The sequence below is a fragment of the Nocardia lasii genome (assembly GCF_042658545.1).
In the GTDB taxonomy this organism is placed as follows: domain Bacteria; phylum Actinomycetota; class Actinomycetes; order Mycobacteriales; family Mycobacteriaceae; genus Nocardia; species Nocardia lasii.
Genome location: NZ_JBHSQN010000002.1, coordinates 88,661 through 111,700 on the forward strand (window position 1 = coordinate 88,661; position 23,040 = coordinate 111,700).

The following is a 23,040-nucleotide window of genomic DNA, read 5'->3' on the forward strand; positions in this document are numbered from 1 at the left end:
TCGCCTGAGCTGGTCAGAAGGGCGGACCCGACACTCCACTGGCCAACGAGATCGCTACGCCACTGCGGTCACGCGAACCCGTAGTCCAACAGGAAACGAAACCAACTCCCGGGGCGTTCCGCCTCGTCATCTACGAGGAACTCCCGGTACTTCGGCCCGATCATGTACTCATCGAAGAAGGTCAGCATGTCCGGCGCAACGATCCGGGAGCTGTCCTGCTCGCCATAGCGCCAAAAGTACTGATCAGCGAACATGACCTCGCCCGACATCAAACTCACCGAGAACTGGTCGTTGCCGATCAAACCAACTTGCAGCCAGTGCTCTTCGCTGCGGTGAACCTCACCGTCGGGATCCATGATGTCCCCCTTACAGAACTTGTCGAACAGCCCGACATAACCCGCGGTCGCGGCGTTGGTAATCCGGTAGAGAGCTGTCAAAGCCTCCGGAACGACGAGAGCGGGCCACTCAGCTCGGTTGCCACTCGACACCCAACCCTGCTCGATGCTGAAATCCATTGTTCGGCAGTACTCATCGAGGATCGCCGCGGAGTCGAGTTCAACTCCCGCCCCGAATGTTGCTACGAACTCGTTCTCGGACGACTCAGCCAGAAGACTCCGTATTCTGTCGACCTTCTCAGCGACCTCACGAGCCAGCGCCTCAACCCCGTTTCCCATCTGCGCAAGCTAGCACCGCAGTCCGACCGAGCAGCTCCCAAGGCACGTATTCGCGTCTCGGAGTTCGCGTGTCCGAACGGCTCCGAATCGGCACCGCCCGTTGATGTTTCGCCGAATCGAGCTGACCGGTTCGGTCAGCGTGACCAGCGCCCTTTCCGGGTTTCAGGATCGCGGTAGGCTAGCCGTTGATCGCGATGGAATCGCGAGTGCAGTTGGGGGGCTCGTGGTCATGCGCGACAGGGACCTGAGATCCCAGGACCCGGCGGCGTCCGTTGACAGGTCGCACCCGGCGCGCCTGCGTGCTCACAGCGCCGTCTCTATGGCGCTGGCGCAGCACAGCGACCACGTGATAGGCGAACTCGTCGGTGCGGCCGTGCCGATCGGGTCCGGGATCGGTGGAAAGACGGCGTTGCTCGAGGTGGCCGGGGCCCCGGTCTTCGTGAAGCGAGTCCCACTCTCCGGCCTGGAACGGCAGCATGTCCGATCTACGGCGAACCTGTTCGATCTGCCGATGTTCCACCACTACGGCGTCGGCCTCGTCGGCGGGGCGGGCTTCGGGGCCTGGCGTGAGCTCGCCGTGCACACCATGACGACGAACTGGGTTCTCGCCGCCGAATACGGGGGCTTCCCGCTGATGTACCACTGGCGGGTGCTGCCGGACACCTCGTCGCTGCCGACCGAGCTCGCCGACATCGACCGCGCCGTCGCCTATTGGGACGGGAGCCCGGAGATACGCCGCCGAATCGAGGCTCTCCGTGACTCTTCGGCGAGCATTGCGCTGTTCCTGGAATACCTCCCGCACACCCTGCACGACTGGTTGAACACCCAGGTCGAGGCGGGTGAGGAGGCCACCGACCGGGCCTGCGCCATGGTGGAGCGGGGACTGGCCGCAGGCACCGCGTTCATGAACAGCCGTGGGCTCCTGCACCTCGACGCGCACTTCCAGAACATCCTCACCGACGGCCGACGCCTCTACTTCGCCGACTACGGCCTCGCGCTCTCCTCCGAATTCGACCTCTCGCCACCGGAAACCGCGTTCTTCGACCGGAACCAGAGCTATGACCGCGCCTTCAGCGTCACCTACCTGGTGAACTGGCTGCTCACCGCTCTTTACAAGCTTCGACGGGACGACCGAGAGAGCCGCGCCACAATGGTGCGCGCCATCGCCGACGGCAAGCCTCCGGAGGACATCCCCGGGGGAACCGCCGCAGTACTGACCCGGCACGCACCGGTCGCCGCGGCGATGTCCGCGTTCACCCGCGCCTTCCAGCAGACCAGTCGGAGCACCCCGTATCCGGACGAGGAGATCCGCCGCCTGTTGGACAACCAGCCCCCGGGGTTCGTTCAGCCGGTGTGATCCCGGACAACTACTCGTACACCGCTGCGGCCTCCAGAGCGCGGGCGAAAAAGGTCCAGTCTCTGTTGTGCGGCAACTCTTTTCCGTGATTCCGGTACCAGCCGTCCGAACCGTCCACCCACGCTCCCAACGCCTCCAAGAACGACTCCAGGGTGACGTTCTCCCACTGCTCGGGATTCTCGAGCAGGTCGATGCGCAGGTTGTCGACGCACGCCACGAACTCGGCCTTGGTCAGGATCTCGTCATCGGGGGAGAGCAGCATCGGCGAATCCTAGCGAGCCACAACGGGTTACGGACCACCGACGGCTGTGGGCGCGAGCCTGTAGCCCACAGCCGTGTGGAACCCAGAATCAGCCCGCAGTCTTCTCCGTACTGCGGATCTCCACGATCGGCAACACCAACGCCGCAGGCGCCCCCGCGGGCACCACCGGCGCCACGGGCGCGACAGCCGCGATGCGGGTGTACCCGGCCCCCTGCTCGGGGCGGTTGTCGACCTCGCCCTTGTTCGGCCAGTAGGCGGCGGCCCGTTCAGCCTGGGCGGTGATGGTGAGGGACGGGTTCACGCCGAGGTTGGCCGAGACGGCGGCGCCGTCGACGACGCTGAGGGTCGGGTAGCCGTAGACGCGGTGGTAGGCGTCGATCACGCCGTGTTCGGGGTCGGCGCCGATCGCCGCGCCGCCGAGGAAGTGGGCGGTCATCGGGACGTTGAACACGTCGCCCCAGGTGCCGCCGGCGACGCCGCCGATCTTCTCCGCGACCCGGCGGGTCACGTCGTTGCCCGCGGGGATCCAGGTCGGGTTCGGTTGGCCGTGGCCCTGTTTGGAGGTGAGCTTGCGGCCGCCGAACAGGCCGCGCTTGGTGTAGGTGGTGATCGAGTTGTCCAGGTGCTGCATGACCAGCGAGATGATGGTGCGCTCGCTCCAGTTCTTCACGCTGAGGAAGCGCAGGAAGACCAGCGGGTTCGACAGGATGAGGCCGAGGAAGCGCAGCCAGCGCGGCACTCGGCCGCCGCCGTCGACCATGAGGGTCTGCAGCATGCCCATCGAGTTCGAGCCCTTGCCGTAGCGGACCGGTTCGACGTGGGTGTCGGGGGTGGGGTGGATCGAGGACGTGATGGCCACGCCCTTGGTGAAGTCCTGATCGGGGCCGAGGACCTTGGTCGCGGCGCCGACGATCGACTCGGAGTTGGTGCGGGTCAGCAGCCCCAACTGGTTCGACAGCTTCGGCAGTGCGCCTTCGTCGCGCATCGCGTGCAGCAACTTCTGGGTGCCGAGGGTGCCCGCGGCGAGCACCACGTGCTTGGCGGTCAGGGTCTTGGGCGCCTTGCGCACCCACGCGCCGGTGCGCTCGGTCGACACGTCCCAGGTGCCGTCGGGCAGCGGCCGCAGCGCCGACACGGTTGTCATCGGAATGACCTGTGCCCCGGCCTTTTCGGCGAGGTAGAGGTAGTTCTTCACCAGGGTGTTCTTGGCGCCGAACTTGCAGCCGACCATGCAGTCGCCGCATTCCACGCACCCGGTGCGCTCGGGGCCGGCGCCGCCGAAGTACGGGTCGGCCTCGGTCTTGCCGGGCGTTCCGAAGAACACGCCGACGGGCGTCTGCACGAAGGTGTCGCCGACGCCCATGTCCTCGGCGACGGCTTTGAAGATCTCGTCGGCCGGTGTCATATGGGGATTCGTCACAACACCGAGCATCTTCTTCGCCTGCTCGTAATAAGGCGTGAGCTCCGCGCGCCAGTCGGTGATCTCGCGCCACTGCGGGTCCTGGAAGAACGGCTCCGGCGGCACGTAGAGGGTGTTGGCGTAGTTCAGCGAACCGCCGCCGACGCCGGCGCCGCCCAGGATGAGCACGTCGCGCAGCGGGTGGATGCGCTGGATGCCGTAACAGCCCAGCTTCGGCGCCCACACGAATTTGCGCAGGTCCCAGCTGGTTTTGGGCAGTTCGTCATCGGCGAAGCGGCGACCCGCCTCGATGACGCCGACGGTGTAGCCCTTCTCGACCAGGCGCAGGGCGGTGACACTGCCACCGAATCCGGAACCGACGATCAGGACATCGAAGTCGGTGGTGCGCTCGGACATGGAGAAGCTCCTCGATCGGTGTCGACAGTGACCTGAGTAACGCTAATGGCGACAGCCAGAGCTGTCAACGTAGGTGGCGGGCGGTTCTATGCTGGTCGGGTGGCCCGATACACCCGAGCGGAACTCGCCGACCTCAGCGGCGTCGCGCCGCGCACCATCCGTTACTACCACTCACTGGGCGTGCTGCCCAAGCCCGACCGCGCGGGCAAGGAAGTCGTCTACGCCGAGTCGCACCTGGACCGGTTGCGCGACATCCTCGCCATGCAGGCGCGCGGACTGCGCCTGGACGCCATCCGTGAGGTGTTCGACGCCGAACCGCAGGCGGGGGACTGGCGCACCCTGTTCGACCCGCGCGCGAGCCAGAGCGTCGAACGTTCGACCTCCCTCGACGAGGCCGAGGTCGCGGCGATGCTGGGCGACCGCGGCGCCGATGTGCTGGCCGATCTGGTCGCGGCGGGCTACCTGCAACGCCGCGGCGCGCGCTGGTTCGTCGCGGACCGCTCGATGTTCAAAGCGGCCCTGGTGCTCTACGACGTCGGCATCGACATCACCCTGAGCGGGGTGTTACGCACCATGGTCCAGACCCGCATCACCGGCCTCGCCGAGGAACTCGTGCAGACGGTCCGCGACGCCGCGGGCACCGGCTACGGCGGCGAGGGCGTGGAGGGCGACCTGCTGCGCTTCCGTGAACGGATGCTCGCGGTCGCGTGGGAGGTGGGCGGTGCGACCCTGGCCGCCGAGATCGAACGCGTCGCCGCCGTCGAGGATCCGACCCGACACCGCGATCCGGCCCGCGCGGCGAGTGGGCGATGATCGAGCGATGAGCTCCGAGCAGCCGGGTCCGCGCGCACTGGCCCGCGCGCGCACGATCGCCGACATCCAACGTGTCGGCCGCGAGCACCTCGCCACCCACGGCGCCGCGGCGCTGTCGTTGCGCGCGGTGGCCCGCGATCTGGGCATGGTGTCCTCGGCGGTGTATCGCTACGTCAGCAGTCGCGACGAGCTGCTGACCATGCTGGTGATCGACGGCTACAACGCCCTCGGCGACGCCGTCGACGCGGCACTGGCCGACGCACCCGACGATCCCGCGACCCGCTTCCGGGTGACCGCGCACGCGGTGCGGACCTGGGCCATGGCCGAACCCGCTTGGTACGGCCTGCTTTTCGGCACGCCGGTCCCCGGTTACGACGCCCCCGCCGCCGACACCGAGACACCGGGCGTGCGCGTGATCGCGACCCTGCTCGCCATCATCGACACCGCCTACCGCCGCGGCGCGCTCGATGTCGCGACCGCCGGGCCGACGATCTCCGAGAACACCGCGACCGATTTCGCGAAGATCCGCGAGCAGTTCGGCCTGGCGATCCCCGACCGGGTGCTCGCGACCGCGCTCACCGCCTGGACCACGCTGTTCGGCGCCGTGAGCTTCGATGTCTTCGACATGTACGGCCGCGACACCTTCGCCGACCGTGCCGAGATCTTCGACCTGACCGTCGAGCAACTCCTGCGCGCGCTCGGCTTCGCCGCGCCGCACTCGAATCAAGAGGACCGGTCGGTACGGTAGCGATCTGAGGAGTTCCCGCGGTATGTGGGGAGAGGACTGTGTGACCGGCGATCCGGGACGTCGCCAACGAAGGAGTGTGCCCGAGTGAATTCCCGCGAGGAGATCTTGCGACGAGTCCGTGACGGGCTGCTCGACCTACCCGAGGACGAGCGCCGGGTTCCGATGCGGCGGTCCGGGGGTCGCCACGCGCTGATCGACCCGGCCGAACGCGCCGAGGTGATCGAGCGATTCGTCGAGCGGTTGCGCGAGCACGGCTCGCTGGTGCGCACCGTCGACCTGGCCGGTCTGCCCGCCGCGGTCGCCGACGTGCTCTACGGGATGAGCGTGCAGACGGTGCTCGCGGCGGTCGAACCCGGCCCGGCCTGGCTGGATCACTGGGCGGGCGCCCCGTCGCACCGGGTGGTGCACCGGGGCACGGATTCGGCCGATCTGATCGAGGCGGTGGTGCGCGACACGGTGGCGGGCGACGCGTCGACCGGCTCGCTGGCACTGGACGCCGACGGCGAACCCGACGTCTCCGAGGCGGTGCCGCAGGTCTGCGTGGTGCGCGCGGATCGGGTGTTCGTCTCCCTGCCCGAAGCGCTGGACCATCTCGACCAGCGGCGCCCGCTGATCTGGCTCGGTGGACCCGGTGACACGGTGCTGGCTCGTCAGCTGGTGGTTCTGCTCGTCGAGTAGCCGCGATAACGCCGCCGCGCCACTCCGCCCCAGGGGTTGCCTGAGACCCCGAGTCTCATATATTCTGGGGAAACAGTGTGACGGCGCTTACAGTGCCGGGCGCGCTGGACGCATACCGAGGAGGCACCGATGACGCTGACCGAATCGAGCCGTGGCGGACCCATCAGCGAGGAATACCGAGAGGCGTTGGCGACCCTGTCCCAGGGATCCGTCGACCGTCATTTCGACCCCTACCTCGACATCGACTGGGATTCGCCCGAGCTCGCCCTTGACCCGAACGACCCGCGATGGGTGCTCTCACCGATCGTCGACCCGCTCGGCGCCACCCAGTGGTATCGCGACCAGCCATTGGCTCTGCAGATCGAGATCGGCAAGTGGCGCACGGCCAATGCCATCAAGGTCGGCGCCGCGTTCGAGAGCGTGCTCATCCGCGGGATGATGCAGTACATCATGAAGCTGCCGAACGGTTCGCCGGAGTTCCGGTACTGCTTGCACGAGATGACCGAAGAGTGCAACCACATCCAGATGTTCCAGGAATTGGTCAACCGCATGAACGTGGACGTGCCCGGCATGCGACCGCTGTTCCGGGCGCTGTCGCCGCTGATCGGCGTCGCGGGCGGCTACGCCCACACGATTCTGTTCATCGGCATCCTCGGCGGCGAGGAACCGATCGACCACTACCAGAAGGCCGTGATCCGCGAGGGTGCGACGATGCCCCCGATGGTGTTGCGCACCATGGAGATTCACATCGCCGAGGAGGCGCGCCACATCTCCTTCGCCGGCGATTTCCTCACCGCGCACATCGGGCAGATGGGCAAGTTCAATCGTGGGGTGTGCTCGCTGGCGTTCCCGATCGCGATGCGCTGGCTGGCCAACGAGATCATGGCCCCGCCGCGTTCGTTCGAGCGCGAGTTCGGCATTCCGCGCGAGGTGATCGAGCAGGCGTTCTGGAAGTCGGAGCATTCCCGCAAGATCCTGTCGGGCTACTTCGGTGACATGCGCAAACTCGCTACCGACCTCGAGCTGATGAATCCGGCCGCGCGCTGGCTGTGGCGCAAGTTCGGAATCGACGGGCCGGTCTCGCGCTACCGCAGCGAGCCCGAGCGCAGCGCGCGCTCAGCCGCCTGAGTCCGGTCGGTCGCCGGCGATCAGGTGGGTGAGGACCTCGGTGAACTGTTGATCGGGGTCCAGCGTGAGGCCGTGGCGGCGGGCGACCCCGTCGACCACGTGCCAGGCGTAGGAGGCGAGCTCCTCGATCAGTTGGTCCTTGGTGAGCGCGGGTGCGGGGTCGTTGGACCAGCGCGTGACGGTGGCCTCGGTCATGGACACGATGGCGAAGGTCATCGTGTCGGCCGAGGCGTCGTCGGTGACGCCGACCGCGCCGGCCAGCCCGCTCACCAGCGCCCTGGTCGAGCCCGCGATGGTGGCGATGAGCGCGCTCATCGCGTCGACATCGGGGTCGGTCTCGGAGGGCCCGGTGCGCAGGAAGTCGCGCAGCCGCGGGTGGTCTTCGATCCAGCTCACGACAGCGCCGATGGTGCGCACCAGAATGTTGTGGATCGAGCCGTCGGCGATGTCGAGCGCGTCCTCGATATCGCCGACGAACCGTTCGGCGACATCGCTTCTGATCCGGCGATCCAATTCGTCGCGCCCCGCGAACTGCCGGTACACCACGGATTTCGCGAGCCCGGCGTGTTCGGCGATCTGCACGATCGGCACCTCGACCCCGGCGGGGGACTGCTCGATCAGCTCGATCGCGGCCAGCACGATCCGCTCCCGGCGGCTGTCGTTGTGCGGCTGCCAGCGGGCCTGCCTGCCACTCACGGCGCTGGCTGGGCGTGACGCGGTGCTCGACATCCGCCCGAGTGTAGAGCAACGCATCACCCACCGATCCGGTACCGGGGGAGCGGGCTCGGATTCGAGGCGACCGGTCGTGGTGGGGGAGTGGAGTAAGCCGGGCGGTCGGTTTCTGCTGGTAGGGGCGTGGATTTCACACCGGGCTACCCGTGTTGAACGGATGCACGAAGCCTCTGGTCTCAAGAAATACATACAGTTACCGCGATATGCGCATTTAACTATGTATGCCGGTAGTCCGATACACCCACCGCACCAGATCGACAACATGTCCTCGCTACCCGATAACTCACCAGCACGGACAGGGGAGGGGTCCCGTCCCGCGAGTGACTTGCCTCTCAGCACCCACCATCACTGGGTGAATTCCGTTCCCTCGAGCCAGGATTCGGGGATGGTTTGGAATCCCTCACAAGACCTCGCGCGCTTTCTCGCGTCGCAACCCTGGGTCATGCGCGGCGCGGGCGTCGTCCTGCCGACCGAGCGATTGCTGCGCAGGCTCTCCGGCGGTCGGTGGGGCGTGCTCGACCTGGCCGGGCTGCCCTCGATCGAGATCACCGTGGTCGGCCGCAAGTCGGGTCAGCCACGCACCACCTCGCTGCTGTGTGTTCCCGAGGGCGACAACAGCTTCTACCTCGTCGGCTCGAACTGGGGCAAACCCCAACACCCCGCCTGGTCGGCGAACCTGCGCGCGGCCCGCACCGCCTCGGCCCGCTTCAACGGCAGCTCCGCGTTCCCGGTGACGGTCACCGAGATCGGCGGCGTCGACCGCAAACGCGTATGGGACCAGATCGTCGAGTTCTGGCCTGGCTACGAAATGGAATACCGCCTCGCGGACGGCCGCGAGTTCCGCATCTTCCGACTGGACCGCATCAGCTAACCGGTGACACAGCGTAATTCGAGCGTGGGAAAGCCGGCGGCACACCCCGATCGCGGTGGATGGGCAGGGACGATGCTGCTGCGTCCCGGCTTGATGGTGTTGACCGGCGACGTCGGCACCACCGAACTCCATGCGCACCACACGGTGCAGATAAGGAGCGGCTCGAGCCGCCGGGCCGGGCGGACCGCATTGTCGGTTCGGCCCGAGCAAGCTTCGAGAAGACGTTTTGCGAGCGCACGGTGTCGCGGCTCAGTGAGGCATCGATCGACAGATTGAGCGAGCTGGTCGCGGTCAGTGCCGCGCCGCTGTCCAGCGGCCGGGGTTTGTTGGCGGAGTTGAAGTCCGACCCGGGCAAGGTCAGCTTGGAAACACTGCTGCGAGAGGTGGACAAGCTCGCCGCGGTGCGCGCACTCGCGCTTCCGGCGGATCTGTTCGCCGATGCCAGCGACAAGCTGGTCGACGGCTGGCGGGCACGCGCGGCAAGGTCGTTCCCGTCGGATCTGCGCGACATGCCGGACTCGATCAGGCTGACGTTGTTGGCCGCGCTGTGCTGGGTGCGTTCCGCGGAGATCACCGACGCCCTGGTGGACCTGCTGATCGAGCTGGTCCACAAGGTAAACACTCGGGCAGATCGGCGGGTGGGGAAGGAACTGACCGCCGATCTGCGCCGGGTTCGCGGCAAGGACAACGTCCTTTTCCAGCTGGCAGAGGCCGCGATCGACAATCCCGACGACATCGTGCGGAACGCCCTGTACCCGGTGGTCGGGGAGAAGACGTTGCGGGAGCTGGTCCGTGAGGCCAAGGCCAACGATCCAACACGCCCTCGCCCCGCTGGATGGAGTTGTGCCGAAGGCATGGCGAGGCGGTGGTCGACGAGAAGGGTCGGGTTGAGCGGATCCCGTACGAGTTGTGTGTTCTGGTCGCGTTGCGCGACGCGATACGCCGCCGCGAGATCTACGTCGAGGGCGGGAACCGATGGCGTAACCCCGAAGACGACCTGCCAGGCGATTTCGACACCGCCCGCGAAGTGCATTACGCGGCGATCCGCCAGCCGCTGGACCCGACGGAGTTCATCAACGGACTCAGGCAACGGATGGGCAAGGCCCTGGCCCGCTTCGATACCGGTCTGGCCGAGGGCACGACCGGTGGTGTGCGGTTGACGCGGCGCCGTGGTGAGCAGTGGATCAGCGTCCCGAAGTTGGAGAAGCTGCCGGAGCCGGACGGCTGAATCGGAGTCGATACTGCGGCGGTTCACCCGAGGCGGCCCGAAGCATCCGACCTATCAGGCCCTGGAAGAACTCGGGCGGGCGGTGCGCACGATCTTCGCCGCGAGATCAACAGCGGGTTGCAGGTGGTGGAGAACTGGAACTCCGCCAACGGAGTCGTCTTCTACGGCAAGGACTCCCAGCTCACCGGCGCCGATCGGGAACACGCGGAGGTGTCGATGCTGGCGTTGCACCTGCTGCAATCGGCGTTGGTGCACATCAATACCCTGCTGCTGCAAGCCGTTTTGGAAGAACCGCAGTTCCACGACCTGATCGGCGAGCACGAACGCCGGGCGATGTCGCCGCTGTTCTGGTCCAACATCAACCCCTACGGCCGGTTCCGGCTCGACATGAAGACCCGTCTCGACCTCGCCCGGGAACCAGTCGCTGGATAACCGGGCTCGGATAGTAACGGCGCGAGATCAACGAACATGGTGTGGGCGCTGGTCGCGTGGACGGGTGGTTCGGGCCGCGGGCAGCCAAGTGCTAATCGGTCTGCCCGCAGCCCGAACCAGAGAATCACCCGATCTGTTCAGCCGCGCCGAGCACCTCAGCTGGGATGGCCTCTCGCGCACCGATCACCTCGATGCCGAGTAGCAGGTCATCCGCGTCGAAATCCAAGACGATCTCGGCCCCTTGCAGTGGAATCATCTGCTGTCGCATGGATTCCCCTGCTGCGATGTGACCCTTGAGGTAGATCATCGCGGCGTTCGCTTCCGCGTCGTAGGTCATCCGCACAAGCACAACTCCTTCCAGGTCGGTTCGGTCGTCTTCGGTCCCGTCACCTTCGAGCCACGGTCGGGCACGTTAGTTCCATCCTGTTGACACGACAGAGCATTTTCCGTTCAAGACAACCCACACTTTGTCTCCGACGTACTTGATGGTGTCCGCGCCTTGCCGCTTGTACCGCTTACCGGTGCGGTTGGCCTGAGCGATTGCTTGATCCATCATGTCTTCGGATATGCCTCGTGATTGTGCCTGCTGGCGGCCATGATTCGTGAAACTGGCGACGCTGTTGCATATCGCGATGAACGACAGGTCATCGCGGACGGTCGATCCAGGCCACGCACCCCCACTGCCTGGCCACGGACTCGCCTCGGCCGGTGCAACCACGACGACCATGGCCCCTGCTGCCGCGATGATGCTGGTCGCGGCCCATTTTACAATGGGAGATGCTGCGCCTCGCGCTGCGGTGCCGTGATCGCCGCGAAGCCGTCGGCCAGGTGGTTCGGCTCGCGTTCGGGGGCGTCGCCTCCGCGATCGGGCGGGCACCGCTGGGAAACACCGGTCGATCCGACGTCGGCCTGTTTACACCGATGCCGATCCCGGATGACCTTCGCGCCATGCTCGAGGATGCTCGCCGTAGTCGGTTCAGAGCCCGAGTTTGGTGACCGCGTTGTCTTCGAGGGGGTTGGCGGTGCGGATGTAGCCGTGGACGGTGCGGGGGTTGGACCAGCGGCCCTGGCGCATGATTTCGCGGTCGCTGGCGCCGCCGAGGGCGGCTTGGGTGGCGAAACCGGCGCGCAGGGAGTGGCCGGAGAACAGGTCGGGGTCGAGTCCGGCGCGGGCGGCGTAGCGTTTGACGAGTTCGGCCACGGCTCGCCCGGACAGTGCGGCGGTGCCGATCGTCCCGTGTCGGTTGATGGTGGGGAACAGGGGGCGGTTCTCGTCGGCCGCGAGTGCGGTGCCGGTGAATCCGTGGCAGCGGTGGATGGTGGGGTCGGTGACGGGGTTGTCCGCCAGCCACGCTCGGAGGCCGCCGTCGACTTCGAGCAGTCGAACCCAGTCGGCGAACGCGCAGATCGGGCAGGTGCGCGGATGTTTGCCGCGGGGCAGTGCGATGCGCTGTTCGGCGATGCCGGTCGGGTCGGTTTTCGTTGTCGGCAGGTGTACGACGAGGAGCGGTTCGCCGGTGGTGTGGTCGGTGCGCACGTGCACGTCGCTGATTCGCAGGCCGGCGAGTTCGCTGCGGCGCAGGGCGCCGGCGAAGCCGACCAGCAGGGCGAGCGCGTCGCGGCGGCGGGCGGGCTCGGTGGGCCAGGCGGGGGCGGGGAGTTCGGCGAGGAGTTGGTCGAGTGTGTGCAGCAGGACCGGCCGTTTCCGGGTCGGTGGGGTGCGGCGGGTGCGGCGGATGCCGCGCAGGGTCAGGCGGACGACATCGGAGCGGGTGGGTGAGGGCAGTCCGTTCGCGGCGTGCACGGCGGCCACGGCGGCGGATTTGCGGTCGAGGGTGGCCGGGCTGAAGGCCCAGCTACCGTCCTCGCGGCGGGCGTCGGCGCAGGCCGCGAGGTAGACGGCGAGATCGAGCGGATCGGCCGGGAGCGCCTGTCGCTGTTCGACCGCGCACCAGCCCGCCCACGCGACCCAGTCGGTGCGGTAGGCGCGCAGGGTGTTGGCCGATTGGGAGGCTTCGAGGTAGCGGCGTAGCGCGCCGGCCTGGTTGTCGTCGAAACGTTCGCGGACCAGGCGCAGGGCGGCGGTGTCGACGAGGACGCTGCGCACCCCCTGGCGCAGTGCGGTGCGGACCTGTTCGGGAAGCACGACCGCTGCCTCGACCACCTCGCCACTCCTCCCGCCGATGACTTCCGGGGTGGAAGCCTAGTGGTTGGTCATGGCATTTCTTCGAGTTCGGCGAGCTGGGTGTGGATGTAGGCGGCGAGCCGATGTCGGGCCGCGCCGGTGAGGAAGCTGGTGTCGCCGAGGCGCGGGAAGTGGTCGTCGACGGCGTCGACCGGGGCTTCGGTGGTGTCGGGTGTGTCGCCGACGAGTTCTAGACGGGCCGGATGCTGCTGGGGGAGAGGAACATTCGGTTCGTCCGGTTCTGTGGCTGCTGCTCCGGTACGTACCATGTGCAAACCCTAACGTTTTGGTTACGGGGCTTGCCAACATTACGAGCAATGTAGTGATTACCGCCACGTTTTGTCCGATATTGTTCATGACCGGCCCTGGTGATGCGTTCGGGTCGCCATCATGGAGCGATGCTGGTGGTCATCGCCGACACGGAGATCCGGTTTCGCGACTACCCTTTCGTGGGCGCGTCGGTGCATCCGCGCGGCGTGCTCGCGCTCGCCGAGATCCGCGACGCCGATCCGAGCGCCACCCCGCCGGAGATCCGCACCGTCACCGAGGAGACCCTGTTCGTCGCGGCCGGTGACGGTCCCGCCCTCGAGAAGTTCTGTCACCGCAACGCGATTCCGGTGCGACGGCGTCCCGATATCTGGGCGGATCTGCTCGAACCGTTCCTCGACACCTCCTTCGACCTCGCTCACCAGCGCGCCACCGAGGCCCAGTTGCTCGCGGCGGGTTTTCCGGCGGCCGAGATCGTCGAGATCCGTCGGCGGGTGGAGCGGGCGATGGTGTCCTACAACTTCGACAGCATGCTGTGGGAGTGGGTGCATCTGGGGCTGTTCGACCTGTTGTCGGCGGCCAACGGCAGTCTCGCGCGCTGGACGGCGCGCAAGTCGCTCGGTGATGCCGCCGAGCTGTATCGGTGGGCGATGCGGATCGCCCACCGAACCAATGAATAAACCTCGGCGACAACAGGTTACGAAGCGCGCGCCGCGTGCGCGAAGCCCGCTTCGGCGACGGCCCCGGCGACCGGACTGAGCTGCAACACCGTCGGCATCCGCCGCGTGATCGCGGGCGGCCCGACGAAACGCAACCGCCCGGTCGCCTGCGCGTGCGACAGCGGCATCCGCCCCAACCACACCTCGTAGAGCGCGGCCACTTCGGCGCTGATCGTCACGTCCACCGGGTAGCCCGGATCGGTCTCGCACACCGACGGCACGCCCGCTTCGACCACGATCCAGTATCGGCGCACGTCGTCGGTGAACCGTACGTGCAGCACGTGCCGTCGCCCCGGCAGCGATGAGGTGTCGACCCGTGAGTGCATCCACCACACCAGCAGCGCCGGGTCCAGTTCGTCTTCGCGGGGTTCGCCGAAGGTCCAGCGCGCACCCCATTCGCCGAGCCCGAACAGGATCGGTTGCAGCGCGGTGCCCGCCTCGGTGAGCAGGTGGTCGGCGCCGATCTTGTCGAGCAGTCCGTCGCGTTCGAACTGGCGCAGTCGTTTGGCCAGCAGGCTGCGCGAGAGTCCGGGCAGGCCGCGGGCCAGGTCGTTGAAGCGGGTGGTGCCAAGGAACAGGTCGCGCAGGATCAGCAGCGACCAGCGATCGCCGAGCACGTCCAGGGCGCGCGAGATCGGACAGTATTGGGCGTAGCTCGACGCTGAGTCAGTCATGGTCACCTTCACCGACGGGGGTCTATTTTCAGTACCGGAGGAGTCCACTTTCTGGACTATCTGGTTATCGCGGCGGTTCCTACCTTTTGAAACATGACTTCCACGATTTCTGACATCACCGCTACCGACCGCGTCGCCCTGGCCCGCGAGATCGGTGCCTCCCTGCGTCCCGGTGCCGCTGAACGCGACCGCACCGGCGAGATCTCCGTCGCCGCGTTCGACCGGTTGCGGTCGAGTGGGCTGTCGGCCGCGCTCGTGCCCGTCGAGTTCGGCGGCGGGGGCGCCTCCCATCAGGAGATGGGCGAGATCCTGCGCGAACTGGGTCGCCACGATCCGTCGACGGCGGTGGCGTTCGCGATGCATTCGCACCTGGTGGCCGCGCAGGTGTGGCGCCACAACAACGGCATCGACGCTTCCGGGGTGTTCGCCAAGGTGGCGGGCGGGGCGATTCTCGTCAGCACCGGCGCCTCGGACTGGGTGGATTCCAACGGTCGGGCCGAGCGTGTCGAGGGCGGGTATCGGGTGAGTGCGCGCAAGGCGCCCGCCAGCGGCTGCGAGGTGGGCGATGTGCTGGTCAGCAGTGTGCGTTACGACGCGGAGGGCCCGCAGGTGCTGCATTTCGCGGTGCCGTTGAGCGCGCCCGGGGTGAGCATCGACAAGACCTGGGACACGTTCGGTCTGCGGGCCAGCGGTTCGCACACTGTCGTGCTCGAGGAGGTGTTCGTGCCGGATGCGGCGGTGTCGCTGATCCGTCCGGCCGGCGCGTGGCCGCCGGTGCTGAACGTGGTGATCGGCGCCGCCCTGCCGCTGGTGCTGGCCGCCTACCTCGGCGTGGCCGACACCGCCGTGGACATCACCACCGGCCTGATGAAGGGCCGCGCCGAGTCCCACACCGTGCAGTCGGCCGGTGAGATGCTCAACGCGTACACCACCGCCGCGGACCTGATCGGCGCCATGTTCTCCGCCTCGCAGAACCTGACCTTCCCCAACTCCGACGACTACGCCGCCCGCGCCCTGGCCCGCAAGACCGTCGCCGCGGACGCCCTCATCACCACCGTGCGTCTGGCGATCGAGACCACCGGCGGCGCGGGCTATTCCCGCACCTTCGACCTGGAACGCCTCTACCGCGACATCCACGGCGTCCAGTTCCACCCGCTGCCCCGCGCCAAGCAGACCCGCTTCAGCGGCCTGGTCCTGCTGGGCCACAACCCGCTGGGCTGACCTCGCCGCCAGGGCCGTTCGGAGCGATCAGGACGGCCCTGGCGATATTCCCGTGACGGACCTCGCGGGGAGGTGGTCTAATCGCCCGGTGATGATGATCGCGCAACAGTGGTGGCTGCTGACCTAGCGGCTGACCGAGTTGTGCGCGGCCGCCCGAGGGGTGGCCAGATCTGTTGTGAGACAGCTGTTCCGGTCCGTCGGGTGGTCCCGGAATGGAAGGACCACCATGTCTCAGACTGGACTTTCTTCGCCGATCCCGACGAGCACCGCCTGATCCGCCACCGGTCGGCGCAGCGGTTCACCGCGCACGCCCGCACCTCGCCGCAGCACTACGTCCCGGCCGCGCTACCCACCCTGCCGTTCCCCGACGGCAGCTTCGACCTGGTCCTGAGCTCGCATCTGCTGTTCAGCTACGCCGACGACCTGGACTACGACTTCCATCGTCGGTCCATCCTCGAACTGGCCCGGGTCACGCGTTCGGAGATCCAGTTGTTCCCGCTGATGCCTGTCGGTTCCGCGCACCGGTATCCCCAGCTCGACGAACTCCTCGCCGAGCTCGCACGGTCCGGGGTCACGAGCCGAATTGTGCAGGTGGACTACGAGTTCCAGCGCGGCGGCAACGAGATGGTGGTGTGCCGGGTCTAGTTCTCTGTGGGGCGACCGTGGTGGTCGAGCAGTTTGGCCAGCAGTGCGGTGAGGTCGTCGCGTTCGGTAGGGGAGAGTGGGGCGAGCAGCTCGTCCTGGGTGCGGGCGAGCTGCTTTTCCAGGCGGCGGAGTTGGCGTTTGCCTGCCGTGGTCAGGGTGATGATGTTGCGGCGGCGATCCTCGGGGTCAGGGGTGCGGGCGACGAGGTCGCGTTCGGCGAGTTCGTTGACTGTCGCGACCATGTCGCTGACGTGAATGCCGGCGCGTCGGCCCAGGGCGGCTTGGCTGGCGGGCCCGGCTTCGGCGAGGGTGGCCAGCAGTCGGTAGTGGTAGCCGCGCGCGTCGGCGGCCGCGAAACCCTCGGTGACCAGGCGGTGCGCGTGGTCGGCGGTGCGGGTGAGCAACCAGCTGGGCAGATTCGCCCAGGTGGCGGGGCTCGACTCGGATTCCATGTGACAACCCTAACAAATCGTTTGTGCGACCAACGATCGCGTTATCGTTGGTCGCACAAACGTTTATTATCCGAACGGTTTCCGGCCGAGGAGTCGCCCCCATGATCGAGCCCTTCCGCATCCAGATCCCCCAGTCCGATCTCGACGACCTGCACCACCGCCTCACCCACGCCCGCTGGCCCAACGAACTCGCCGACGCCGGACCCGACTACGGCTTCCCGCTGGCCCGCCTCACCGAACTCGCCGACCACTGGCGCACCACCTACAGCTGGCGCGCCCACGAGGCGACACTCAACGACCTTGCCCACTTCACCACCGAAATCGACGGCCAGCACATCCATTTCGTCCACCTGCGCTCCCCGAAACCCGACGCCATGGCCCTGATCCTCACCCACGGCTGGCCCGGATCGTTCCTGGAATTCCTCGACCTGATCGAGCCCCTTTCCGCCGACTTCCACCTGGTGATCCCGTCGATCCCCGGCTACGGCTTCTCCGGTCCCACCCACGAACGCGGCTGGGACATCGCCCGCGTCGCCCGCGCCTGGGCCGAACTCATGCACCGCCTCGGCTACCAGCGCTACGGCGCCCAGGGCGGCGATTTCGGCTCCGGTATCTCGATATCCCTCGCCGCCCAGGCCCCCGACCACGTGCTCGGCGTCCACGTGAACTACCTGCCCACCCGCCCCGACCCCACCGTCGAACTCTCCGCCGCCGACGAGGCCCGCCTGGACAAGATCCGCCACCTGATGACCAACCGGCCGCCGTACCAGGCCCTGCAAGCCACCACTCCCCAAACCATCGGCTACGCCCTGACCGACTCGCCCATCGGCCAACTCGCCTGGATCGCCGAAAGATTCGCCGCCTGGACCGACCCCCGCACTCCCGTCACCGACGACCAACTCCTCACCAACGTCTCCCTGTACTGGTTCACCGCCACCGCTGCCTCCGCCGCGCGCCTGCACCGCGAATCCCCCCGCGCGACCACCTCCTGCCCCGTCCCCCTCGGCGTGGCCGTCTTCCCCCACGACATCACCCAATCCATCCGCCCCCTGGCCGAACGCCTCCACACCATCACCCACTGGTCCGAATTCGACCGAGGTGGCCATTTCCCCGCCATGGAAGTCCCCGACCTCCTCGCCTCCGATATCCGCCGGTTCTTCTCGGGATTGATCGAGTGAGATCGCGGTAGCCGTGTCGGTCGATCGGCCGACTGTGCCCGAACTCCGCCGCTTGTACATTCCCGAGTGATCGAACCAAAAGTGTTCGATACCACCATGATCGGCAGTTTCGAGGATGTGCCAATGAGGATTCGAACAATTTCTGTCTGTATCAGCGTGACAGCGGCCGCAGGTCTGATCGGTATCTCGGGTGGAACAGCGTCCGCCGACGAGAGATCATGCGCCGTACTCGAGTCGACGATCCAGGGTCAGTTGCTCTCGCTGAGCCAACAGGAGCCCGCGATGTTCGTGCGAACCGCTCCCGCGATCTTCGAATCGATCCGGGCGCTGCGCATCAGCATGGCGCAAGCGGGCTGCGCCCCCGGCCCCTTGGACGAGTTGCTGATCACGCCGCGCACGCCCGCCCCGAATCCGTCGCCGTCGGCACCCGATGACGTCGACGAGTGCGGCCAGATCGCGCAGCAGTGGGCCGGGTACATGGACAACGAACCCCTGTTGATCCCCGTGCTGGCGATCATGGGAGCCAACGTCTTGGCCTTCTGCGACGTGATGACCGGCCTCACCGGCGCCACCCGCTGACCTGTCGCGCACTCGACCGAGCGTCGCGAACCTTTCGCGACGACTCGGATCGCGCGTGTCACTCTCGAATGGCGTTGCCCGCGTCCAGCATTCGCGCGGCTCTGGCACTCGCGTCCCTGCGCAGCTGCTCTTCGGGCACGTCCTCGAGCCCCGTCGCCGCCCGCAGGAACGGCCCGAACAGTTCCCAGCCGACCATCAGCGCCGCGGCATTGGCGGCGGCGAGCGCGGCTGCCTGCTCGTCGGCACCGGCCGCGGCCGCCCGTTCGACCAGTGCGCTCATGATCGGAAACCGTTGCTGTAGTTGCCCGACCGGGTATCCGTCGAGCAGGCAGCGAGCGAGGACGGTCAGGTGGAGGCGGGTTGCCGGGTCGGTGGGGGAGTCGCCGGTGAGGTCGGCGCGTGGTCCGTGTTGGTCGCCGAGGTGGTCCAGGACGGCCGCGACCAGGTTTTCCTTGGCGCCGAAGTGGCGGTAGACGAGGCCGTGGTTGATGCCGGCGCGGTCGGCGATATCGCGGACCGAGGTGGCGGTGGGGCCGCGTTCGGCGAACAGCTCGGCCGCGTGCGCGAGGACGGCCGCGCGCACTTCGTCGCGACCGGTGGGAATTGGAATCGGTGCGATTCGATTCGTCGACGCCGGTGTAGTCACCTGACTACAGTAACTCTCGCAGGCCTGTAGTCGAACGACTACACAAGACGAGGAGAGTCGAGTGTCCGAATCAACCGCGGTGGCCGAGAGCCCGGCCGTGCGCCCCTTCCCGCTGCCCGGCGGATACCCCCTCGTCGTCGGCCCCTTCTCCCACCTGCGCGCCGAACGCGAACGCTTGGCCGCGCTGCGCTGGCAGCACTTCGACGCCGAACAGGTCGGCGCGACCCTGGGCGCGGAGATCAGCGGCATCGACCTCACCGTCGAGCAGCCGGCCGAGGTCATCGACGAACTGCGGCGCGCCCTGCACGACTACAAGGTGATCTTCTTCCGTGATCAGCCGCTGACCCCCGCCCAGCACGTCGGTTTCGCGCAGCGTTTCGGCGAACTGGAGATCCACCCCGCGCTCACCGCCAGCGCCGAGCACCCCGAACTGGTGCGGTTCGAGAAGGATTCGCAGATGGTCGGCGTGGAGAACGCCTGGCACCACGACGTCACCTGGCGCGAGAAGCCCTCCCTCGGCGCGATCCTGCACGCGGTGGAAGTGCCCGCGATCGGCGGCGACACCCTGTTCGCCGACATGTACGCCGCCTACGAATCCCTCGACGCCGACACCCGCGCCGAAATCGCGGACCTCGACGCCGTCCACGACTTCACCCGCGTCTTCGGCTCCCGCGCCACCCCCGAACAACAGGCCGAAATGCGCCGCCAGAACCCGTCGGTGCAGCATCCCGTCGTGGCCACCCACGCCGTCACCGGCCGCAAACACCTCTACGTCAACCGCATCTTCACCGACTACATCGTCGGCTACGACGAGCCACGCAGCCGCGCCCTCATCGACCGCCTCGCCCGCCAAGCCGACTACCCCGAACACCAGGTCCGCCTCACATGGCGCCCCGACACCGTCGCCTTCTGGGACAACCGCGCCGTCCAGCACTACGCCGCCAGCGACTACTGGCCCCAACGCCGCACCGTCGAACGAGCCTCCATCACCGGCCCCCGCCCCACCCGCTGATCTTTGTCGGTGGGCCTGCCTAGGATCGGCCGCATGACGACGCGGCTGGTCCAGGTGAACGTCACGGCTCGCGAGGATCGAGCGCTGGGGCGGTTCTGGGCGGATGCGCTCGGGTGGGGTGTGTCCAGTGCGGGGACCGGCGTGACGAAGGTGGAGCCGGTGGGGTTCGGGTGGCCCGATGCCAGTGCCGTGTGCGTTGATGTCGTCACCGTCGCCGAGCCTGAATCGGTGAAGTGCCGCGTGCATCTCGACCTCGCCACCGCCTCGATCGCCCATCATGCGGACACGGTCGCGCGGCTGACGGAACTCGGTGCGACACGCATCGATATCGGGCAGGGCGAGGTGCCGTGGACGGTGATGGCCGACCCGGAGGGTAATGCGTTCTGTGTTCTGGAACCGCGCGAGGTCTACCGGGACACCGGACCTGTCGCGGCGATCGTGATCGACTGCGTGGACCCGCGCGCGCTGGCCCGATTCTGGGACGCGGCCACCGACTGGACGATCCACGAGGTGGGCGACGACATCGCCCGACTGCGATCGTCGGCGGGTGTCGGCCCCTACCTCGAATTCGTCCGCCGCACAGGAGAACCCACCGTCTGGACACGCCTACATCTCGACGTGATGCCTTACCCCGGCGAGGATCGGGCCGGCGAGGTAGCCCGGCTCGAATCACTGGGCGCCCATCAGATCGACATCGGTCGAGGCGAGGTGCCGTGGACAGTCATGGCCGACCCCGAAGGCACCGAGTTCCGCGTCCTCGCACCGCGCGACTGACCCTCAGCTCGACCACGACTTGTCCGTCGTTCGCATGACAGACGCACACACCTGGGCGGCCGATACTTCAATCATGGTGAAACCGTTGGCATTCCGTACCGCGCGCATTCGGTATGGAATGGTTTTCCTCGCCATCGCGCTCTCCGCGTGCGGTTCCGAGGAAACGCACCAGGAAACCGACGAGCAGCAGATCCAGGCGCTGTGGGCGCGAGTGAACGATGCGGCGGCGCGCAACGACGTCGGCGCCTGGCAATCGTCGGCCTGTGACGCCATGCCCGCCATAACAGCCGAGGACCTGCGAATCTTCGCGCAGCCGAGCGAACTTCGCGAGATCAAGATCGACGGTGTCCACGCGGTCGGCGGCGTACCGTATGACGAGCGCGGTTCACCGCAGAGCTCCGGCCCGTACCAGGGCAAACGGCTCGATTGGACCTCGTTTCTGAAAGAGCGAGGTCGGTGGACCCTGTGCACCGAAGCGCAGAATCCGTTTCTCGTCGATTAGCTCGCATGCCGATGTCGAAGCCGCGTTCAGGATTCGGCGCCGTACAGGTGAAGACCCCGACACTCCAGCAGTCGGCTACCTCTGGAGTGTCGAGATCTCGACCCGGTCGACTTACGCCTGGATGACTTCGATTCCCACCAGTGCGTTGAGCGAATCGCAACTGGCCCAGGACTGGTTCTGCCCGTACTGGGCGGGGCCGTACTTCCAGTAGACGAACGGGACCGGCCAGGCGACGCAGGTGAGCTTCACCTGATGCCAGGTCGGGAGTTCGCAATTGGCCATAGCGCCGGTGTTGAAGATGTTGTAGGTGTGGCAGTTGGCCTGCCATACCGGGACGTCGGCCTGGGCGGTGCCGCCACCGGCGATCACGGCGGTGGCGGTAGCGGCGGCGACAGCGGCGCCGGCGACGAGTCTCCTAGCAGAAAGCATCCGAACCTCCTGAAATCGATGTTGTCCAAAAGATCGCTGGCAGGTGGGAAACGTTACTCGTGCTGCTCGTTCGGGTGCCCGAATGCGCTGTTGATCGGTGGATTCGCCCGCGTGGACGGCGGGATCCGATGAGTGGCGAACCATTTGCCCCATCGATAATTCGGGATCGACCCGATTCGGATCATCGAGTACCCGGCGACGTCGAATATCTTGCCGCAGGATCTGATTCGGCGGTCGGTATCGTGGGGTGACCGCGCGGGCCACCTCACCCGGGCGGCAAGCCCCGGGGCCTCGACAGGCTCCACCCGCGATCGGTCAGGAGCGCCAACGCGCATGCGCAGTGACATCTTCCACGCGAACAACACGGCCCAGCCGGCCACCCAGCTCGGCATCACGTTGCAGCACTCGCGGTGTGTGAAAGCGTGTGTCGACGGTGAGGTCTATGCCCGCCAGGGCTCCATGATCGGGTATCGCGGGCAGTTCTCGTTCGAGGTCAAGGGGCAGGGGCTGGGCAATCTGGTCAAGCGGTTCGCCACGGGGGAGGGCGTGCCGTTGATGAGTTGCCGGGGGCAGGGTGAGGTGTGGTTCGCCGACAATGCCGCCGAGTGTTTCCTGATCGACCTCGATCCCGGCGACGCGCTCTCGATCAACGGAAAACACATTCTCGTCTACGAACCCACCCTCGGCTACGACATCCAAATGGTGTCCGGGGCAGGCGGTTTCGTCGGCGGTGGGTTGTTCAACTGTGTCTTCCAGGGACAGGGTCGGCTGGCGATCAGCAGCCACGGTCAACCGATCGTCATCCCCGTCAGCCCCCAGCAACCGGTTTTCGCCGATTCCGACGCCCTGATCGGGTGGTCGGCCGGCCTACAGACTTCCATCGTGCGCACCCAGAGTTTCGGATCGATGCTGCGCGGCGGGTCCGGCGAGGTCGCGCAGGTGCGGTTCGTCGGCGCGGGCTTCATCATCCTGCAACCCTCGGAATTCACCTTCGGGGCGCCGGGCACGAAGTAGTGGC

Annotated in this window: 27 protein-coding genes and 2 pseudogenes; 18 read left to right on the top strand and 11 right to left on the bottom strand. The window is 67.1% G+C overall.

Going from position 1 to position 23,040, the window contains the following annotated elements:
- Positions 1-68: 68 nt before the first annotated feature.
- On the bottom strand, positions 69-674 hold the full coding sequence (locus ACFP3H_RS04200; protein WP_378599883.1) for a hypothetical protein: 606 nt from the start codon (positions 672-674) through the stop codon (positions 69-71).
- A 229-nt stretch (positions 675-903) separates the two neighbouring features.
- Between ACFP3H_RS04200 and ACFP3H_RS04205 the strand changes: the two genes are divergently transcribed.
- Complete coding sequence (locus tag ACFP3H_RS04205; protein WP_378601570.1) at positions 904-2,031, top strand: protein kinase family protein; 1,128 nt, start codon at positions 904-906, stop codon at positions 2,029-2,031.
- 10 nt (positions 2,032-2,041) lie between these two features.
- Here ACFP3H_RS04205 and ACFP3H_RS04210 read toward each other — a convergent pair whose 3' ends face one another.
- Entirely contained in the window at positions 2,042-2,293 is a 252-nt protein-coding gene (locus ACFP3H_RS04210) for a DUF7660 family protein (protein WP_378599885.1), read from the bottom strand.
- A gap of 88 nt (positions 2,294-2,381) precedes the next feature.
- Positions 2,382-4,109 (bottom strand): GMC oxidoreductase, encoded by a 1,728-nt coding sequence (locus ACFP3H_RS04215; RefSeq protein ID WP_378599888.1) that lies wholly within the window; start codon positions 4,107-4,109, stop codon positions 2,382-2,384.
- A 99-nt stretch (positions 4,110-4,208) separates the two neighbouring features.
- On the opposite strand from ACFP3H_RS04215, the gene ACFP3H_RS04220 reads away from it, so the two are divergent.
- From ACFP3H_RS04220 to ACFP3H_RS04235, 4 genes are all read left to right on the top strand, one after another.
- Complete coding sequence (locus ACFP3H_RS04220) at positions 4,209-4,922, top strand: MerR family transcriptional regulator (protein WP_378599890.1); 714 nt, start codon at positions 4,209-4,211, stop codon at positions 4,920-4,922.
- Positions 4,923-4,929: 7 nt separating this feature from the next.
- Positions 4,930-5,670 carry a TetR/AcrR family transcriptional regulator gene (locus ACFP3H_RS04225; RefSeq protein WP_378599893.1) on the top strand — a complete coding sequence of 247 codons (741 nt, stop codon included), beginning with the start codon at positions 4,930-4,932 and terminating at the stop codon, positions 5,668-5,670.
- Between the two features lie 84 nt (positions 5,671-5,754).
- A complete protein-coding gene (locus ACFP3H_RS04230) occupies positions 5,755-6,348 on the top strand; it encodes a hypothetical protein (RefSeq protein ID WP_378599895.1) in 594 nt (197 codons plus the stop codon).
- Between the two features lie 129 nt (positions 6,349-6,477).
- On the top strand, positions 6,478-7,476 hold the full coding sequence (locus ACFP3H_RS04235; RefSeq protein WP_378599898.1) for an AurF N-oxygenase family protein: 999 nt from the start codon (positions 6,478-6,480) through the stop codon (positions 7,474-7,476).
- On the opposite strand, the gene ACFP3H_RS04240 is transcribed toward ACFP3H_RS04235, so the two are convergent.
- A complete protein-coding gene (locus ACFP3H_RS04240; RefSeq protein WP_378599900.1) occupies positions 7,465-8,205 on the bottom strand; it encodes a TetR/AcrR family transcriptional regulator in 741 nt (246 codons plus the stop codon). The two genes, ACFP3H_RS04235 and ACFP3H_RS04240, sit on opposite strands and share 12 nt — an antisense overlap.
- Positions 8,206-8,593: 388 nt before the next feature.
- Between ACFP3H_RS04240 and ACFP3H_RS04245 the strand changes: the two genes are divergently transcribed.
- From ACFP3H_RS04245 to ACFP3H_RS04255, 3 genes and pseudogenes are all read left to right on the top strand, one after another.
- Positions 8,594-9,079 (top strand): nitroreductase family deazaflavin-dependent oxidoreductase, encoded by a 486-nt coding sequence (locus tag ACFP3H_RS04245; protein ID WP_378599903.1) that lies wholly within the window; start codon positions 8,594-8,596, stop codon positions 9,077-9,079.
- A gap of 239 nt (positions 9,080-9,318) precedes the next feature.
- Positions 9,319-10,239 carry a hypothetical protein gene (locus tag ACFP3H_RS04250; RefSeq protein ID WP_378599906.1) on the top strand — a complete coding sequence of 307 codons (921 nt, stop codon included), beginning with the start codon at positions 9,319-9,321 and terminating at the stop codon, positions 10,237-10,239.
- A gap of 12 nt (positions 10,240-10,251) precedes the next feature.
- A pseudogene (locus ACFP3H_RS04255) lies at positions 10,252-10,739 on the top strand (Tn3 family transposase).
- Positions 10,740-10,863: 124 nt separating this feature from the next.
- On the opposite strand, the gene ACFP3H_RS04260 reads toward ACFP3H_RS04255, so the two are convergent.
- Positions 10,864-11,076, bottom strand: coding sequence for a DUF2283 domain-containing protein (locus ACFP3H_RS04260; protein ID WP_378599908.1), 213 nt, complete (start codon positions 11,074-11,076; stop codon positions 10,864-10,866).
- 440 nt (positions 11,077-11,516) lie between these two features.
- Here ACFP3H_RS04260 and ACFP3H_RS04265 point away from each other — a divergent pair.
- A pseudogene (locus ACFP3H_RS04265) lies at positions 11,517-11,735 on the top strand (DUF3703 domain-containing protein); the annotation flags it as partial.
- On the opposite strand, the gene ACFP3H_RS04270 reads toward ACFP3H_RS04265, so the two are convergent.
- Both ACFP3H_RS04270 and ACFP3H_RS04275 read right to left on the bottom strand, forming a co-directional pair.
- Positions 11,716-12,903, bottom strand: coding sequence for a site-specific integrase (locus tag ACFP3H_RS04270; protein WP_378599911.1), 1,188 nt, complete (start codon positions 12,901-12,903; stop codon positions 11,716-11,718). The pseudogene ACFP3H_RS04265 and the gene ACFP3H_RS04270 sit on opposite strands and share 20 nt — an antisense overlap.
- A 50-nt stretch (positions 12,904-12,953) precedes the next feature.
- Positions 12,954-13,193 carry a hypothetical protein gene (locus ACFP3H_RS04275; RefSeq protein WP_378599914.1) on the bottom strand — a complete coding sequence of 80 codons (240 nt, stop codon included), beginning with the start codon at positions 13,191-13,193 and terminating at the stop codon, positions 12,954-12,956.
- Between the two features lie 129 nt (positions 13,194-13,322).
- Between ACFP3H_RS04275 and ACFP3H_RS04280 the strand changes: the two genes are divergently transcribed.
- Positions 13,323-13,871 (top strand): hypothetical protein, encoded by a 549-nt coding sequence (locus ACFP3H_RS04280; protein WP_378599916.1) that lies wholly within the window; start codon positions 13,323-13,325, stop codon positions 13,869-13,871.
- A gap of 17 nt (positions 13,872-13,888) precedes the next feature.
- Here ACFP3H_RS04280 and ACFP3H_RS04285 read toward each other — a convergent pair whose 3' ends face one another.
- The gene (locus ACFP3H_RS04285; RefSeq protein WP_378599919.1) at positions 13,889-14,584 is read right to left on the bottom strand and encodes a winged helix-turn-helix transcriptional regulator; all 696 of its coding nucleotides are present in this window, start codon (positions 14,582-14,584) and stop codon (positions 13,889-13,891) included.
- 93 nt (positions 14,585-14,677) lie between these two features.
- On the opposite strand from ACFP3H_RS04285, the gene ACFP3H_RS04290 reads away from it, so the two are divergent.
- Together ACFP3H_RS04290 and ACFP3H_RS04295 are read left to right on the top strand one after the other, a co-directional pair.
- Complete coding sequence (locus ACFP3H_RS04290) at positions 14,678-15,805, top strand: acyl-CoA dehydrogenase family protein (RefSeq protein ID WP_378599922.1); 1,128 nt, start codon at positions 14,678-14,680, stop codon at positions 15,803-15,805.
- A 201-nt stretch (positions 15,806-16,006) separates the two neighbouring features.
- A complete protein-coding gene (locus ACFP3H_RS04295) occupies positions 16,007-16,450 on the top strand; it encodes a methyltransferase domain-containing protein (protein ID WP_378599925.1) in 444 nt (147 codons plus the stop codon).
- Here the strand turns inward: ACFP3H_RS04295 and ACFP3H_RS04300 are convergent.
- The gene (locus ACFP3H_RS04300; protein ID WP_378599927.1) at positions 16,447-16,902 is read right to left on the bottom strand and encodes a MarR family winged helix-turn-helix transcriptional regulator; all 456 of its coding nucleotides are present in this window, start codon (positions 16,900-16,902) and stop codon (positions 16,447-16,449) included. The two genes, ACFP3H_RS04295 and ACFP3H_RS04300, sit on opposite strands and share 4 nt — an antisense overlap.
- 101 nt (positions 16,903-17,003) lie before the next feature.
- On the opposite strand from ACFP3H_RS04300, the gene ACFP3H_RS04305 reads away from it, so the two are divergent.
- Complete coding sequence (locus tag ACFP3H_RS04305; RefSeq protein WP_378599930.1) at positions 17,004-18,080, top strand: epoxide hydrolase family protein; 1,077 nt, start codon at positions 17,004-17,006, stop codon at positions 18,078-18,080.
- 282 nt (positions 18,081-18,362) lie between these two features.
- The gene (locus tag ACFP3H_RS04310; RefSeq protein WP_378599932.1) at positions 18,363-18,659 is read left to right on the top strand and encodes a hypothetical protein; all 297 of its coding nucleotides are present in this window, start codon (positions 18,363-18,365) and stop codon (positions 18,657-18,659) included.
- A gap of 58 nt (positions 18,660-18,717) precedes the next feature.
- Here ACFP3H_RS04310 and ACFP3H_RS04315 read toward each other — a convergent pair whose 3' ends face one another.
- A complete protein-coding gene (locus ACFP3H_RS04315) occupies positions 18,718-19,305 on the bottom strand; it encodes a TetR/AcrR family transcriptional regulator (RefSeq protein ID WP_378599935.1) in 588 nt (195 codons plus the stop codon).
- Positions 19,306-19,366: 61 nt separating this feature from the next.
- Here ACFP3H_RS04315 and ACFP3H_RS04320 point away from each other — a divergent pair, with 61 nt between their 5' ends.
- The 3 genes from ACFP3H_RS04320 (at position 19,367) to ACFP3H_RS04330 (ending at position 21,593) form a co-directional block, all read left to right on the top strand.
- Positions 19,367-20,317 carry a TauD/TfdA dioxygenase family protein gene (locus ACFP3H_RS04320; RefSeq protein ID WP_378599937.1) on the top strand — a complete coding sequence of 317 codons (951 nt, stop codon included), beginning with the start codon at positions 19,367-19,369 and terminating at the stop codon, positions 20,315-20,317.
- Between the two features lie 33 nt (positions 20,318-20,350).
- Positions 20,351-21,091: a VOC family protein gene (locus tag ACFP3H_RS04325; protein ID WP_378599940.1), complete on the top strand. Its 741-nt coding sequence runs from the start codon at positions 20,351-20,353 to the stop codon at positions 21,089-21,091.
- Between the two features lie 73 nt (positions 21,092-21,164).
- Positions 21,165-21,593, top strand: a complete 429-nt coding sequence (locus ACFP3H_RS04330) for a hypothetical protein (RefSeq protein ID WP_378599942.1) — start codon at positions 21,165-21,167, stop codon at positions 21,591-21,593.
- A 111-nt stretch (positions 21,594-21,704) separates the two neighbouring features.
- Here the strand turns inward: ACFP3H_RS04330 and ACFP3H_RS04335 are convergent, their stop codons facing one another.
- On the bottom strand, positions 21,705-22,022 hold the full coding sequence (locus ACFP3H_RS04335; RefSeq protein WP_378599945.1) for a hypothetical protein: 318 nt from the start codon (positions 22,020-22,022) through the stop codon (positions 21,705-21,707).
- A 333-nt stretch (positions 22,023-22,355) separates the two neighbouring features.
- Here ACFP3H_RS04335 and ACFP3H_RS04340 point away from each other — a divergent pair, with 333 nt between their 5' ends.
- On the top strand, positions 22,356-23,036 hold the full coding sequence (locus tag ACFP3H_RS04340; RefSeq protein ID WP_378599947.1) for an AIM24 family protein: 681 nt from the start codon (positions 22,356-22,358) through the stop codon (positions 23,034-23,036).
- Positions 23,037-23,040: the final 4 nt, after the last annotated feature.